The sequence below is a fragment of the Albimonas sp. genome (assembly GCF_055129145.1).
The window spans coordinates 21,502-36,473 of record NZ_JBSRTQ010000024.1; the positions used below are offsets into that span (position 1 = coordinate 21,502).

At 69.5% G+C, this 14,972-nt stretch carries 13 protein-coding genes, 1 pseudogene and 1 other annotated feature; of the genes and pseudogenes, 10 read left to right on the plus strand and 4 right to left on the minus strand.

Annotated features, from left to right (window positions below; genetic code table 11):
* Nucleotides 1-19: 19 nt before the first annotated feature.
* Nucleotides 20-1,855, plus strand: a complete 1,836-nt coding sequence (locus tag ACTB72_RS06355) for an Ig-like domain-containing protein (RefSeq protein ID WP_463036145.1) — start codon at nucleotides 20-22, stop codon at nucleotides 1,853-1,855.
* A 145-nt stretch (nucleotides 1,856-2,000) separates the two neighbouring features.
* On the plus strand, nucleotides 2,001-2,435 hold the full coding sequence (locus tag ACTB72_RS06360; protein ID WP_463036146.1) for a PaaI family thioesterase: 435 nt from the start codon (nucleotides 2,001-2,003) through the stop codon (nucleotides 2,433-2,435).
* Between the two features lie 343 nt (nucleotides 2,436-2,778).
* Here the strand turns inward: ACTB72_RS06360 and ACTB72_RS06365 are convergent, their stop codons facing one another.
* On the minus strand, nucleotides 2,779-3,684 hold the full coding sequence (locus tag ACTB72_RS06365; protein WP_463036147.1) for an EamA family transporter: 906 nt from the start codon (nucleotides 3,682-3,684) through the stop codon (nucleotides 2,779-2,781).
* A gap of 138 nt (nucleotides 3,685-3,822) precedes the next feature.
* Here ACTB72_RS06365 and ACTB72_RS06370 point away from each other — a divergent pair, with 138 nt between their 5' ends.
* The 3 genes from ACTB72_RS06370 (at nucleotide 3,823) to ACTB72_RS06380 (ending at nucleotide 8,028) form a co-directional block, all read left to right on the plus strand.
* Nucleotides 3,823-4,719 (plus strand): LysR substrate-binding domain-containing protein, encoded by an 897-nt coding sequence (locus tag ACTB72_RS06370; RefSeq protein ID WP_463036148.1) that lies wholly within the window; start codon nucleotides 3,823-3,825, stop codon nucleotides 4,717-4,719.
* 869 nt (nucleotides 4,720-5,588) lie between these two features.
* Nucleotides 5,589-6,155: a heme NO-binding domain-containing protein gene (locus tag ACTB72_RS06375; RefSeq protein WP_463036149.1), complete on the plus strand. Its 567-nt coding sequence runs from the start codon at nucleotides 5,589-5,591 to the stop codon at nucleotides 6,153-6,155.
* Between the two features lie 13 nt (nucleotides 6,156-6,168).
* Nucleotides 6,169-8,028: a putative bifunctional diguanylate cyclase/phosphodiesterase gene (locus ACTB72_RS06380; RefSeq protein ID WP_463036150.1), complete on the plus strand. Its 1,860-nt coding sequence runs from the start codon at nucleotides 6,169-6,171 to the stop codon at nucleotides 8,026-8,028.
* A gap of 19 nt (nucleotides 8,029-8,047) precedes the next feature.
* Here the strand turns inward: ACTB72_RS06380 and ACTB72_RS06385 are convergent, their stop codons facing one another.
* Nucleotides 8,048-9,751, minus strand: coding sequence for an ABC transporter ATP-binding protein (locus ACTB72_RS06385; protein WP_463036151.1), 1,704 nt, complete (start codon nucleotides 9,749-9,751; stop codon nucleotides 8,048-8,050).
* A 302-nt stretch (nucleotides 9,752-10,053) separates the two neighbouring features.
* On the opposite strand from ACTB72_RS06385, the gene minC reads away from it, so the two are divergent.
* The 4 genes from minC to ACTB72_RS06405 all read left to right on the plus strand — a co-directional run bounded on the left by minC (nucleotide 10,054) and on the right by ACTB72_RS06405 (nucleotide 12,742).
* Nucleotides 10,054-10,758 (plus strand): septum site-determining protein MinC, encoded by a 705-nt coding sequence (gene minC / locus ACTB72_RS06390; protein WP_463036152.1) that lies wholly within the window; start codon nucleotides 10,054-10,056, stop codon nucleotides 10,756-10,758.
* Between the two features lie 23 nt (nucleotides 10,759-10,781).
* On the plus strand, nucleotides 10,782-11,597 hold the full coding sequence (gene minD / locus ACTB72_RS06395) for a septum site-determining protein MinD (RefSeq protein WP_463036153.1): 816 nt from the start codon (nucleotides 10,782-10,784) through the stop codon (nucleotides 11,595-11,597).
* Nucleotides 11,594-11,887, plus strand: a complete 294-nt coding sequence (gene minE, locus ACTB72_RS06400; protein ID WP_463036154.1) for a cell division topological specificity factor MinE — start codon at nucleotides 11,594-11,596, stop codon at nucleotides 11,885-11,887. The genes minD and minE overlap by 4 nt, the downstream gene beginning before the upstream one ends.
* A gap of 600 nt (nucleotides 11,888-12,487) precedes the next feature.
* Nucleotides 12,488-12,742: a hypothetical protein gene (locus ACTB72_RS06405; protein WP_463036155.1), complete on the plus strand. Its 255-nt coding sequence runs from the start codon at nucleotides 12,488-12,490 to the stop codon at nucleotides 12,740-12,742.
* A gap of 110 nt (nucleotides 12,743-12,852) precedes the next feature.
* On the opposite strand, the gene ACTB72_RS06410 is transcribed toward ACTB72_RS06405, so the two are convergent.
* Together ACTB72_RS06410 and ACTB72_RS06415 are read right to left on the minus strand one after the other, a co-directional pair.
* A complete protein-coding gene (locus ACTB72_RS06410; protein WP_463036156.1) occupies nucleotides 12,853-13,647 on the minus strand; it encodes an EAL domain-containing protein in 795 nt (264 codons plus the stop codon).
* A 268-nt stretch (nucleotides 13,648-13,915) separates the two neighbouring features.
* Nucleotides 13,916-14,092: an integrase core domain-containing protein gene (locus tag ACTB72_RS06415; protein WP_463036158.1), complete on the minus strand. Its 177-nt coding sequence runs from the start codon at nucleotides 14,090-14,092 to the stop codon at nucleotides 13,916-13,918.
* An 8-nt stretch (nucleotides 14,093-14,100) separates the two neighbouring features.
* Here ACTB72_RS06415 and ACTB72_RS06420 point away from each other — a divergent pair.
* Nucleotides 14,101-14,972, plus strand: a pseudogene (locus ACTB72_RS06420) (IS3 family transposase); the annotation flags it as partial.
* Nucleotides 14,382-14,498: a sequence feature (AL1L pseudoknot), on the plus strand. It overlaps the preceding pseudogene by 117 nt.

Here is a 14,972-nt window from a genome sequence, read left to right on the forward strand (position 1 = left end):
AATCAAGGAAATTGAGAATATGAACGCCGCCCCAACCTCCGAAGCACTCTCCTCGGCCGGCCTGCCGGTGACGCGGCTCGCCGGCGTTGGTCCCGCGCTCTTGGTCAACGCGCCGCCCGTCGCGGCCGACGACGCGCTGGCCGCGCGCGAAACCGCGCTGATCCACGGCAACCTCTTCGCCGACAACGGCGCCGGGACCGACCACGACCCCGAAGGCGGCGTCCTGCGCGTGGTCGAGGTGCAGGGAGAGGCGAGCTATGTCGGCCTCGGCCTCAACCTGGCCGCGGGGCGGGTGCGCGTGCTCTCCGACGGGACTTTCTGGTTCGATACCGCCAAGGATTTCGGCCATCTGGTCGGGGGAGAGACCGCGCAGGTCAGCTTCGACTACACCATCGCCGACGCGTCCGGCGCCACCTCCACCGCCACCGCAACGGTGACCATCACCGGCGAGAACAACGCGCCGATGCTCTATCCCGACTACGTCTACACCCACGAGAAGGCGGTCACCGTCGCCGACGTCTTCGCCTTCAACGGCGTGGGCGCGGACACCGACCCGGAGGGCGCGCGCCTGCGGGTGGTCGACTTCATGGGCGGGACCGCGGCGGCGGGCGAGCTGGCGGAACTGCCGGGCGGCGGCGTGGTGCGGCTGATGGCCGACGGACGGATGTGGTTCCGCGCCGACGGCGCCTATGATGACATGCGCCCCGGCGAGATCCAGCAGGTCACCTTCACCTATCGCGCCACCGACGGCGAATTCACCCGCACCTCGCATGTCACCCTGATCATCGAGGGCCGCAACGACGCCCCGGTCGCGCGCGACGATTTCTTCGCCACGGACGAGGAGACGACCGCCAGCGGGCGCCTGTTCAAGGACAACGGCGCCGGCGCGGATTCGGATATCGAGGGCGACGCCCTCGCGGTCTTCCAGGTCAACCGCGACAAGACCCATGTCGGCGTCTCGTTCGACCTGGAGGAGGGCGGGCGGCTGCGGGTGATGGAGAACGGCCAGTTCTGGTTCAACCCGCTGGACGACTTCGATTATCTCGGCGACGGCGAGACCGAGACGGTGTCCTTCACCTACACCGTCACCGACGGCCATGGGGGCTATTCCCGGGCGACCGCGCAGATCGAGGTGACCGGCATCTCCTATCTGGCGGTGCTGGCGCGCGACAACGTGTTCGCAACCGCCGAGAACAGCGCCCTCACCCGTAACTTCCTCAGCGACGACTACGAGAACCCCGACGACAAGCCCCAGGTGATCTCGGTCTCCTTCGCCCCCGGCGGGCCGGGGACCTATGCGGGACCGATCGGCGGGACCCTGACGCTGGAAGCCGACGGCAGGTTCACCTTCGATCCTGGCGACGATTTCGACCACCTGCCCAAGAACGCGCAGGAAAGCTTCGACTTCACCTACGAGATCGAGGACCGCAACGGCACGCGCAGCGAGGCCACGGTGACGGTGCTCGTGAACGGCAGATCGGATGCGCCGGTCGCGCTCGACGATCATTTCGTGTGGTCGCTGAGCGGCGGCAACGCCCCGATGAACGTCTTCGCCGACAACGGCTCGGGCGCCGATTACGACGTGGACGACGGCGACATGTTCGAGGTCTGGGACTTCAAGCCGTCGTCGTTCAGCGTTCCGCGGGGCCCGGGCGAGGTGAACCTGCCCGGCGGCGGCACGGCGCTGCTCACGCGCGACGGAGACCTGAGCCTCGAGGCGACCTCCGGTGGCGATTACTACACCGAAGGCGGCACGCTGGAGGCCGGCGACCAGGTGGTGCTCGACTATCGGCTCGCGGATCAGGAGGACACGATCGGCGCCTTCGGTCACATCTACATCGACGTCATCGCCTGAACATCGCCCCGAACGACGGGGCGCCGCGCGGCCTCGCCTGATCGCGTCGCGCCGCGTCATCTCGGGTCTCGACCCCGCGCGATCCTCCGCGCATGCTCCGGTCCGGCGCGTCCGCGCCGCACGAAACGCCTGCGCGAGGAACGACATGACGGCCGAGATCGAACCCACCCTGCTCGAAACCATGGGCTTCCACCGCATCCTGCTGAAGGAGGGCGGACGGGCCGTCATCGAGTACAGGGCCGGCCTGCACATGTGCCATTCCGGCGGCATCGTGCAGGGCGGCTTCGTGACCGGCTGGATCGACTCGGCCATGGCGCATGCCTGCTTCACGCTCGGGCGCGAGGACATCGCGCCGCTGTCGCTGGAGATGAAGACCAGCTTCTTCGCCCCGACGCGCCCCGGCATCGTCGTGGCCGAAGCCTGGATCGAGCGCGCCGGGGGCCTGACCTGCTTCGCCGAGGGCGTGCTGAAGAACCCCAAAGGCGAGATCCTGGCCAAGGCGAGCTCGACCATCCGCCTCGCCTCGCTGAAAAAGGCGCAGGAGAAATCCCGCGCCGCCCTCGCCGCCGCCGGCGGCTGAGGCGGGCGCTCGCCCCCCCGAACTCCGACGTGGCGAAGGTCGTGGAAGATCCGCATCGCGACCTGACCACTGGTCCAGACGCCGGTCGCCGCGGCGGCGCCGCTGACCGCAAAGAGCGGGATGCAAGACATCTCGGTCCTCCTCCCCCGCTGCAGGTCGGCGACGCGCGAGACCCGCTCCGCCTGCCCCCATCGCTGCGTCGCGGGGCGGTCGGCGCAGCGATGGGGGCTGTCGAACCGCTCGGCCAGCGGGAGATGCCGGCGACGTCGACCGAGATCGCGCCGGTGATCGAGCCGGCGCCCCGCCTTCGCGGCGCAGGTCTTGCGGAACCCGATCCTGTGGGTCAGCCGCGCGGTCTCTGCGGGCGGGCGTCTGGCGTGACGGTCGACCGGGCGGCGGCGCGCGCCATCAGCACCGCGCCGCCGCCGATCAGGGTTGCGCCCAGCGCCTCGGCCGGTCCCGGAGACGCATCGAAAATCAGCGCGCCCCACAGCGCCGCGAACACCAGATAGGCGTTGTCGAACATCCCGATCAGCGGGGCCGGGGCGCGCTGATACGCGGTCGCCACCAGCACCGTCACCGCCGCCAGCGCCGCGCCGAGACCGACGAGAAGCCCGAAATCGGCGGGCGAAAGCGGCGGCCAGACCGCGCCGAGAAACCCGGCCCCGCCCGGCGCCCAGACGAGAAGCGCGCCGATCCAGGCGGCGCCGGCCAGCGCCATCGCCAGATTGAGGTCGAAGGCGAGCGCCAGCGGGGCCTCGTCGCGCAACCGGGTCCCGGTGATCAGCCCGGCGAGCGCATAGCAGAGCGCCGCGGCGAGCGGGGCGGCGAACCAGGCGGAGACCTCGCCCTCCCACGGGCGCAGCAGGATCAGCACGCCGGCGAGCCCGGCGCCCAGCGCCAGCCCCGCGCCGCGCCCGATGCGGCGGCCGAGCGCCAGCCGCTCCAGCCCCGCCATCCACAGCGGCGCGGTATAAAACCCTGCGGCGGCCAGAGCGAAGGGCAGCTCCGGCAGCGCGGCATAGTAAAATCCCCACATGGCGGTCAGGCAAAGGCTGCGCAGGGCGGTCCAGCCGCGCCGCGCCGGCCGCAGGGAGGCCCCCGCCAGCACCGCCGCCCCCGCCAGCAGCACGCCGGCGACGGCGGAGCGCAGCAGGAACAGCTGGCCCAGCGCCAGCCGCCCTTCCGCCCCCTTCACCAGCGCGTCGGACAGCGACAGCAACGCGACCGCCGCGAGGATCGCGGCCACTCCCACTCCCGCCCCGCGCCGGGCGGAGCCGGGACGAAGCGCGGCAGGGAATGGATCGGTCTGGGTCATCGCCATCACAGGCCATTCTTTCAACTTGAAAAAAATAGACTTCGGGGCCGCAATGCATGATCTTCAGGCATGGATGATCGCCCCCGCCTGCCCCCGCTCTCCAGCCTCCGCCCGTTCGAGGCGACGGTGCGGCGCGAAAGCGTCACCCTCGCCGCCGCCGAGCTCGGCCTGACCCAGACCGCGGTCAGCAAACGGATCCGGGCGCTGGAGGCCGACCTCGGCCGCCCCCTGTTCGAGCGTCGCAACCGCGCCGTGATCCCCACCGACGAGGCCCGCCGCCTCGCCCGCGCCATCGCCGAGGCGCTGGACGGCATCGGGGCCGAAGCGGCGCGGATCCGCGGCGCCGACGCCTCTGACGCGGTGGTGCTGCACTGCCAGCTCTGCGAGGCGTTCTACTGGCTGATGCCCCGCCTCTCGCGGTTTCATGAGGCGCATCCGGGGATCGAGCTGCGGGTGCTGTCCTCCATGCGCCCGCTCACCGAGGCGGGGGAGCGGTTCGACATGGCGATCCAGACCGCGGGGCGGCCCTCGGGCGCCGCGCGCCTGGCCTTCGCGGCGGACGAAGAGGTGTTCCCGGTCTGCGCGCCCGGCCTGCTCGCGGGCCGCCCCCTCCCCCTGCCCCTCGCGGCGCTGTCCGCCCTGCCCCTGCTCGCCCATGAGGCGCATCCGCAGGACTGGATGGACTGGGACGACTGGTTCGCGGCGGTCGGCGCCCCCGCGCCCCGCGCCCGGCGCATCGGCTATGACAGCTTCCCGCTGGTGCTGCAGGCGGCGGTGGCGGGCCAGGGGGTGGCGCTGGGCTGGCGGCGCACGGTGCAGGATCTGCTCGACGACGGCCGCCTGGTCGCGCCCTGCGCCGAACGCGCGCCGCGCCCGGGGGAGCTCGCGGTCTATCGCGCCCCCGGCGCCCGCCGCCGCGCCCGTATCGACGCGCTGGAGGGCTGGCTGCGCGCGGAACTGGCCTGACCGCGACTCCCGCGACCTGCTTGCGCGCGACGCCGACGCCTTCATCCGCCGGAGCCTGTCGCGCCCCTGCGCCGCCGCCCTCGCCAAAGCCGAATCGTCGGCGACCTCCGCGGGCGCGGGTTGATGTTCAGGATGGAGGTCGGGGCGGAGCGCGCCGGGCGCAGGCCAGGCACGGCGCGGGCCGAGCCAATCCATTGCCGCTGCCTGGACGCGAGCCTGTGGCGGTGACCGAGTGCTTCCCGGAACTTCTCCTTCCGCAACCCGGTCCGCTGCAGGCCGCGCGGCACGGTCGAGGACGCGCCGCGGCTGGCGGGGCCCGACCTGCGATCGATCCAAGTCCGGCAGGAATACGTTTTCAACATGTTTCGAAGGCTCAGCCTCAGGCTGGCGACCTCGACGGAATTCCGCAACGACGCCGCGTGCCGCTCCCATCCGGTCGTCTTCCCCTCGATCCGCAATTCGCCGACGCCCTGACGCTGGCCTTGGGCCTCGCCCATGCGCTGCGCCGCTGACATGATTCCCGAGAACTCGGCATTTCGAGGTCGGAACTTTCCGCGGCCTGTTTCCTTGCCCCGAGGATGCTCGACATTTGCTTCCCTTGGCGTCAGCGCGATCACGACGGCGGCGGCGGTGGCGTTTCTCCATTCCACGACACGGCGCTGGCCTCGGTCCCGGATCCGACCATGGACGACGCGGACGATATGGGGATGGGGATGGGGATGGGGATGGGGATCTTCCACGGCAACGCGGGGGCGCGATGGCGGCGGCGGGATTGGCGCGAACTCTAGCCAGATAAGCGGCCGCGAATTTACCCATCCGAAAAGTCTGCGATGCCACCCTCCCCCGAGGCGGCGATCTGGAGACGCGCGATGTACGGGCTGGTGAACAACGGCGTGCGGGCGTTCGTGCTGAACGCCCGCGGCGAACAGGTCTGGCGACGCATTTGCGTAAAAGCCGGCGTGCCGGACGAAGAATTCGAAAACCTCACGGCCTATGACGACGCCCATACCTTCGCGCTGGTCGGCGCGATCTCCGAAACGCTGGCCCTGCCGCCGGAGACGGTTCTGGAGGTGTTCGGCGAATACTGGGTCGGTTTTTCCAAGGCCACGTCGATCGGGAAACTGATCGACCAGGGCGGCGACTCGCTGGTCGACCGCATCCGGGGGCTCGACGAAATGCATGAGCGCGTGCAGCTGACCATGCCCCATCTCGATCCGCCGTCCTTCGAATTCGAGGAGATGCCGGACGGCGTCCATCGGCTGCACTACATCTCCAGCCGCGAAAGCCTGGCCCCGATGGTGGTCGGCCTGCTGAGGGGCATGGCCCGGGAATGCGCCGTGACCATCGACATCGCCCAGGTCGAAAGCCGGTCGGAGGGCGCGGATCATGACGTGTTCACGCTTCGGATCGGCGACGCGGCCGCGACCGTCCCCTGATCCGCGGGTCATCGTGAGCGGCACCAAACCCCTCGGGCCCGTCGCGCTGCCCCCCGACGTGCTCGGGCGGGCGCTGCCGTTCCACGTGCTGGTGGACGAGCATGGCCTGGTGCGCTCGGCGGGCGCGGCGCTGCTCAGGATCGCGGGGGCCGAGCGGATGCTGGGCCGCCCGGTGTTCGACGCGCTCAGGATCGTGAAGCCCAGTCGGCTCGACCCCGCGATGGGCCTGCGCGACGGGCTGGGCGTGCGGCTGACGGCGAAGATCCCCGACGGGTCCGGGGCCGACGGGCCGAGCCTCTACGGGATGGCGTTTCCGGCCGGTCACGACGGCGCGCCGCATGTGCTGGTGGCGCTGACGCCCGGCGTGAACGCCCGCGCCTTCGTCGAGCGTCACGGGTTGAGGATCACGGATTTCGGCCCCGCGGATGGCAGCGCCGACATCCTGCCGCTGCTGGCGATGCAGGCCGACATGCTGGAGGACAGCAAGCGCCAATCCGAAAAGCTGCGCGCGGCGCGGGATTCGGCCGAACATCTCGCCAATCACGACGTGCTGACCGAGCTGCCCAACCGGCGCGCCCTGATGCGGCGCCTGACCGCGGCGCTCGCCCGCGGGCCGGTGGCGGTGGTGCATGTCGATTTGGACAAATTCAAGGAGATCAACGACATCCATGGCCATGCCGCCGGCGACGCCGCCCTCAGGCACACGGCGGCGGCGATGAAGGAGGTGTTCGGCGCGGAGGCGCTTTGCGCGCGGCTCGGCGGCGACGAATTCGTCGGCATGCTGGAAGGGGCGTGGACCGCCCATGCCCTGACCGGGCTGGCGCACCGGGTGATCGCGCGGATCTCGCGGCCCTTCCGCTTCGCGGACGAGGCGCTGACCGCCGGCGCCAGCGTCGGCCTCGCCATCGCCGCGCCCGAGGACCGGCTGACCGCCGAGGACGTCCTGCACCACGCCGACCTCGCGCTTTACCAAGTGAAGCGGTCCGGGCGCATGGGGGCGGCGCTGTGCATGCCGGAGCTGCTGGCCTCGCATTCGGCGTTTCAGGGCCTGTCCGCCGACATCCGCCGCGGTCTGGCGGAAGGGGAGATCGTGGCGCATCTGCAGCCGCAGGTGGAGGCGCGGAGCGGCGCGGTGCTCGGCTTCGAGGCGCTGGCGCGGTGGGAGCATCCCGAACGCGGGTTGCTGATGCCCGCCCAGTTCCTCGCCGCGGCCGACCGTGCGGGCCTCATGCAGCTGCTCGACGCGGAGATCCGCCGCTCGGCGCTCGACACGGTCCGGAGCTGGGACGCGGCGGGCGTGCGGATCCCCAAGATCAGCCTGAACGTCACCACCCGCGACCTGCTCGACCCGCGGTTCCGCGATCTTCTGCTGTGGGATCTGGATGTGAGGTCGCTCGAAACCTCGCGCGTGGTGCTCGAGATGGTGGAATCGGTGCTCTATGACGACAACGCCGCCCAGATCACCCAGGCCTGTCAGGCGCTGGTGCGCGAGGGGCTGGTGCTGGCGCTCGACGATTTCGGGACCGGCTACGCCTCGATCCTGAGCCTGGTCAACCTGCCGATGTCGATCGTGAAGATCGACCGGGCCTTCGCCGCGGGGCTCGCGCGCAATGCGCGGATGCAGGCGCTGACCCGGTCGATGGTGGGCATGGCCACGACGCTCGGCCTCGAGGTTCTGGCCGAGGGGGTGGATGACGACGCCGATGTGGCGGTCCTGCGCGCGATGGGCTGCGAGCTGTTCCAGAGCTTCCATTTCGGCTGCCCGATGGCCCCGAAAGACGCGTTGCGCTGGATCGGCGCGCGGCCGTTTCGCGACGCCCTCGTCCAGGCCTGTCCGGATCGCCCGAAGCCCCGGGATGCGCAAACCGCGTGACCGCGGCCCCGCCCCCCGCTCAGACCCCGTCGAGCCGGGCGAAAAGCCCGCCCTGCGCGGTCAGGGCCGCATGGGTCCCGACCTCCACGATCCGCCCGTCCTCCATCACCGCGATGCGGTCGGCGCCGCGGATGGTGGTCAGCCGATGCGCGATGACCAGCGTGGTCCGCCCGTTCGACAGCGCGTCGAGCGCACGCTGGATCCGCCGCTCCGTCTCCGCATCGAGCGCCGAGGTCGCCTCGTCCAGGATCAGGATCGGCGGATTTTTCAGGAACACCCGCGCGATGGCCACGCGCTGCTTCTGCCCGCCCGAAAGCGTGACGCCGCGCTCGCCGACCACGGTGTCGAGGCCGAGCGGCATGCGCGCGATCACGTCCGACAGCTCGGCGCGCGCGGCGGCCTCGACGATCTCGGCTTCGCTGGCATCGAGCCGGCCGTAGGCGATGTTCTCGCGCAGGGTGCCGCCGAACAGGAACACGTCCTGGCTGACGATGCCGATGCGCTTGCGCAGGCTTTCCAGCGTCAGGTCTGCGACGTCGATGCCGTCGACGGTCACCCGGCCCGCGGTCGGGTCGTAGAAGCGCGGGACCAGCGACAGCAGCGTGGTCTTGCCCGCGCCCGACCGCCCGACCAGCGCCACCGTCTCGCCGGGCGCCACCGCAAGGTCGATGCCCCGCAGCACGTCGCGCCCGTCGTCGTAGGAGAATTTCACCGCCTCGAAGGCGACCGCCCCCGCCAGTTGCGGCGCGGGGCGGGCGCCGGGACGGTCGGCCACGTCGGGGGCGACCGCCAGCAGCTCCTGATACCGCCGGAACCCGGCGACGCCGCGGGGATAAAGCTCCATCACCGCCGCGATCTTCTCCAGCGGCCGGAAGAACACGCCGACCAGCAGCAGGAAGGCGACGAAGCCGCCGGCGGTCAGGGCCCCCGACAGCACGAAGGCGGCGCCGGCGACCATCACCGTCACCTGAATGGCGCGCATGCCCATGTAGTTCAGCGCGGTGGAGGCGGCCATCACCCGGTAGGCGCGCAGCTTGGTCGCGCGGTAGCGGCTGTTGTCCTCGCCGAACAGCGCCGCCTCATGCGCCTCGTTGGCGAAGGCCTGCACCACGCGGATGCCGCCGACATTCTCCTCGAGCCGCACGTTGAAATCGGCGACGCGGGCGTAGATCGACCGCCAGGTGCGGGTCATGCGCCCGCCGAAATAGCTGACCAGCCCGACCGAGGCCGGCACCACCGCGCAGGTGATCAGCGCCAGTTCGGCATTGATCGACAGCATCAGGATCAGCGCGCCGACGAAGGTCATGATCGCGATGAACAGGTCCTCGGGCCCGTGATGGGCGACCTCGCCGACCTCCTCGAGATCGCGGGTGACCCGGGCGACGAGGCGGCCGGTGCGCATCTTGTCGAAATAGCTGAAGGACAGTTTCTGCAGATGGGCGAAGGCCCTGGCCCGCATGGCGGTCTCGATGTTGATGCCCAGCATGTGGCCCCAATAGGTCACCACGAACATCAGGCCGGCGTTGACCACGTAGATCGCGAGCAGGCCGAGCGAGGCCAGCACCGTCAGCGCGAGGTCGCCGCGCGGCAGCAGCTGGTCGATGAACCCATGCACCGCAATGGGGAAGGCGAGTTCCAGCAGGCCCGAGACCACGGCGCAGCCGAAATCCAGCCAGAACAGGCGTCGCCAGGGGCGGTAATAGGCGTAGAACGCGCGCAGCATGGCGGAACCTTGGGATCGGAAGGACGGGGTCTGGCTGGGCCGCGCTGGCGTCGGTCCTGGCTGACGAAGCTCTGGTCGCAGAGCGGCGACAGGTCAACTCCCGCGCCTCTGGGTCGCGGCGCCCGGCCGGACTGGCGCCCCGTCCCACCTTCCGGAACCGGCTCCGGTTCCGGAGGGTGGCGGATCGCCCCCGGAACGTCTATTGCTGCACAGGAGAGCGTCCCAACAGGATGCCGAGCAGTAAAGCAGGTCCGATCGTGTCGTCATCGAATGCGCAGGCCAGCGCGGGGGATGCGCCCCCCGTGGCGAAGCCTCTCCTTGTGCGTGGAAGGTTTCTGACCGCCGTCGCCCTACCCGTGGGCGGCCGGCCCAACGACGCCTATCTGGCGGCGCTCGACGAGCTGCTGCGGCAATCGCCCGGCTTTTTCTCCGAAGCCCCGCTGATTCTCGATCTGGCGCAGGCCGAGGGGCTGGATGGCGAAGCGGCCTTCGCCAGGCTTCTGGGAGACCTTCGGGCCCGCGGCCTGAACCCCTTCGCCGTGCAGAACGCCACCGACGCGCAGAAGACCCAGGCCACCCGCGCCGGGCTCGCCGCCCTGCCGGGCGGGCGGGAGACGAGCCTGCCGCGCAAGAACGGCCCGACCGCGCCGGCGCCCGAGCCGGAGCCCGAGCTCGGCCCCGCCAACCTGCTGATCACCGAGCCGGTCCGCTCCGGCCAGCGGATCTACGCCGAACGCGGCGACGTGATCGTGGTCGGCCCGGTCGGCTCCGGCGCCGAGATCATCGCCCATGGCAACGTCCACGTATACGGACCGCTGCGCGGCCGGGCGCTGGCCGGCGTGCACGGGGACCGCAACGCGCGGATCTTCTGCCACAGCCTCGAGGCCGAGCTGATCGCCATCGCCGGCCTCTACAAGACCCGCGAGGAGATGGGCGACGCCTTCGTGCGGCAGCCCACCCACGCCTTCCTCGAAGACGATGCGCTGCGGCTCGTGGCGCTCAAATGACGCAAACAACAGAGAGGACCAGCATGGCGAAGATCATAGTCGTGACCTCCGGCAAGGGCGGGGTCGGCAAGACGACGTCGACCGCCGCCATCGGCGCCGGCCTCGCGATGCGCGGTCACAAGACCGTGGTCATCGACTTCGACGTCGGCCTGCGCAATCTCGACGTCATCATGGGATGCGAGCGCCGGGTCGTCTTCGACTTCATCAACGTCATCCAGGGCGAGGCGCGGCTGAAGCAGGCGCTGATCACCGACCGGCGGCTGGAGAACCTGTCGATCCTCGCCGCCTCGCAGACCCGCGACAAGGACGCCCTGACCCAGGACGGCGTGGAGAAGGTGCTGAACGAGCTGGCTGAGGAATTCGACTACATCCTCTGCGACAGCCCTGCCGGGATCGAGCGCGGCGCGCATCTGGCGATGTATTTCGCCGATGAGGCGATCGTGGTCACCAACCCCGAAGTGTCCTCGGTGCGCGACAGCGACCGGGTGATCGGGCTGCTGAGCTCCAAGACCCGGCGCGCCGAAAAGGGCGACGGCGAGGTCAAGCCGCATCTGCTGCTGACCCGCTACGACGAGGCCCGCGTCGCGCGCGGCGAGATGATGAAGATCGACGACGTGGAGGAGATCCTCTCGATCCCCCTGCTCGGCATCATCCCCGAAAGCCCGGCGGTGCTGAAAGCCTCCAACGTCGGCACGCCGGTGGTGTTCGACGAGAAGACGCCGGCGGCCCGCGCCTATTCGGACGCGGTGTCGCGTCTGGTCGGCGAACAGCTTGAGATGAAGGTGAGGCCCGGAGAGCGGCGAGGTCTGTTCCAGCGTATTCTGGGGCGCACCGCATGAGCCTGTTCGACGTCTTCCGCCGCCAGCCGAAGTCCGACGCTGCCGACACCGCGAAGGAGCGGCTGTCGATCCTGCTCGCGCATGAGCGGGGCGGGCGCGTCGGCCCCGACGTGCTGCCGCTGATCCAGCGCGAGATCATCGAGGTGATCCAGCGCCATATGAAGGTGGGGCGCGAAAGCGTCGACATCCGGATCGAGCGGGGCGACGACCTGTCCACGCTCGAGATCAACATCGAGCTCCCCGGCGCCTCCGCCGTCGCCGCCTCGAAGCGCGCCGGCGTTTCGCGCTAGGGCGATCCGGCGGGATCGCGGGCTCCGGATCGTCGAGGCGCAGGGCCGAAGACCGTCGCGACGCTGCGTCGGCCTGCGGTTAGGCGCCTCGACCAGGGCTGGAATGCCGAGGCGCAGCGGCGTCGGGCCTCGGCGGCCGCCCCGTTTCGGACCGGCGCCTGGTCCCCATCCAACGACCGGATCGGGACGTTTCGCCAAGACGCCGGCGTTTCAAGCGAACGGCGTCCCGGCGCAGCGACGATCGACCCGTCCATGGCGGGCACCGGCAGGTCCTTGGTCTCGCTGTCGAAACGGTGCGAGACGATGGCCTCGACCGTCGCGGTCCTCATCGCGCCGATCCTGCGGCCACATACCGGCGGCGCATGGATCGACCGCGGGCGCAAGGCCTCGCCGCCCTCGGCGATCATGACGCCGCCCGCGCGGCCGCCTGAACACCGCGGCGTCATCCCGGCCGGCCTCTCCCCGAACCTCCATGACGCGGCCAGACAGGGCGTCTCCGCGTCCTTCAAGCCTCGCTCAGCGGCATCGCGATCAGGGAGGTGATCACGCGATCTCTTGGCAATGAACCGGGTTCGCCGGGCGGGCTTGCCTAGGACGAGCTTGCGTAAGACGTTCGCCTGGATCGGCAACTCGCCTCTGCGGCTCCTCGGCGGGCTACGGTCATCGGCGCCCGCGCCCGCCCTGACGGGTGGCACGATCAGCGGCGCCGCGATGACCTTCGGCCGCGACTCGGTCAACATCAACATCCAGGCGGTGGACGCGGTCACGACGTTGACCCTGTCGAACCTCGCCCTGGCCAACAGCGACATCTCCCATGCGCCTCGGTTCAACTCGCCAACGGCCCGTTCACGCTGACGCTGAACGTGAGGGACGCCCGCGTGAATTCGACAGGCGACGAGCCCGTCACCCTGAATTCGGACCAGGGCGGCAGCTGCGACGGCGCCCGCTCCCTCCGGCCAGCGGCCTCAGTCCGGACCTTCGGCGGCGTCCGTCGGCTGCAGCGGATTGTCGGCCTCGGTCACGATAGACCCGAGTTGCGGCCTGGCGAGATAGAAGCCTTGAATCAGTTCGATTCCATAGGACCGGAGCGTGTGCAGCTCCGCCGCCGTTTCCACCCCTTCCGCGATCATCTCGATGCCGAGATCCCTGCACATGGACACCAGGTTCTTGACGATGATCTGGCGCGTCGCGTTGGTGTCGATGTCGACGATCAGGTGCCGGTCCAGCTTGATGATGTCCGGCACGATGTCCACGAGCAGATTGAGCCCGGAATAGCCCGCGCCGAAATCGTCGATCGCGGTGCGAAACCCGAATTCGCGGTAGGCCTGAATGATCGATTTCAGGTGACCGGTATCGGCCACGTTCTCGGCTTCGGTGAACTCGAAGATGATGCGCCGGATATCGAAGTCGCATTGATCCGCGGCGCGCAGGGTCTGCTGGATGCAGTTCTTCGGCTCGTACACCGCGTTCGGCATGAAATTGATCGAAATCGCGCTCCGCACGCCCGCGGCGGAGGCGACTTCGATCGCCGTCGTGCGGCATCTCTGGTCGAACTGATAGCGGTTTCGATCCGAAACATGGTCCAGGATCTGCTTTGCCGTGCGCCCGTCCTTGCCGCGCAGCAACGCTTCCTGGGCGAAGACCGTGCCGGTCGTGACGTTGAAGATCGGCTGGAAGGCCATGGTGATGTCTTCGGAGAACCTCGATCCGCGCCGGGACGAGCAATGCGCGCAGGGATCGCCGGCCGATATCTTTTTCACCGAACCCGTCTCCTCAGATTCGCTTGGCGAGAACCGTCGCAAGATCGCTCTTGCAGATTAAAGATGGCTTAGGGCTCGGCCTCATAAGCTTGCGACCCAGATGCGGATTGCAGCGAGCATGAGAGCGGCGAGATAGCTGTCGGCGCGCCGGTCGTATCGGGTGGCCAGGTGACCCTGCCCCCGGAACGCCCTCGCTCATAAGCTCGCGGCCATCCGATGATCCGAACCCGAACCTTGGATCGCCCGGGGGTGGAGTTTCCGGGCTTCTTCACGACGGCTGGCCGGATGCGCCGCCGGGGTTCATGAGGAGGAACGGGGCCTTGCACCCGATGGCCCCGTGGGGCCGCTCCTCGTTGCAGTATCGACGCCAAGCCTCCAGCTTTTCGCGGGCGTCCGCAAGTGAACCGCGCCGGGTTTGCCGGAGGCTCCAACTCCTGAGTAGGATGGAGCATCATGAGCAAGACCACGAACAAGTTTTCCTCTGAAGTGCGCGAACGCGCGGTGCGGCTGGTGCTGGACACCGAAGGCCAGCACGGCTCGCGTTGGCGGGCCGTCGTGTCGATCGCCGCAAAGATCGGCTGCTCGGCGCAAACGCTGAATGACTGGGTCAAGAAGGCCGAGGTCGACAGCGGCAAGCGCGCCGGCGTCCCGACCGAGTTGGCCGAGAGGATGAAGGCGCTGGAGCGGGAGAACCGCGAACTGCGCCAGGCGAATGAGATCCTGCGCAAGGCCAGCGCGTATTTTGCGATGGCGGAGCTCGACCGCCGGTCGAAGTGATGGTGGGTTTTATCGACGCGCACCGGGATGCGCACGGGGTCGAGCCAATCTGCAGCGTTCTGCCGATTGCCCCCTCCACCTATTGCGATCACTTGGTCAGGCGGGCTGATCCCGCCCGGCGGTCGGACCGTGCGCGTCGGGACGAGGCTCTGCGCCCCGAGATCCGGCGTGTGTTTGAGCGGAACTGGCGGGTCTACGGCGTCCGGAAGGTCTGGCGGCAGCTTCGCCGTGAGGGTTTCGATGTGGCCCGCTGCACGGTCGCGCGGCTGATGAAGAGTATGGGTATTCAGGGCATTATTCGCGGCAGGCCGCACAGGACGACGATCCCTGACAGGAAGGCGCCCAGCCCGCTGGACAAGGTGAACCGCCAGTTCCGCGTGCAGGCAGTGCATGATCGCCGCCCCGGGAAGGGCATGGGGCTGGTTCACCACTCGGACAGGGGATCGCAAGGCGGTCTCAACCGGTCGTCGCAACACCCTGCTGATGGAGGTTGCGATGGCGAGGAGAAAGAGACGCTCGGACAAGTCAGGGCGCGCGAAGCTATGCTC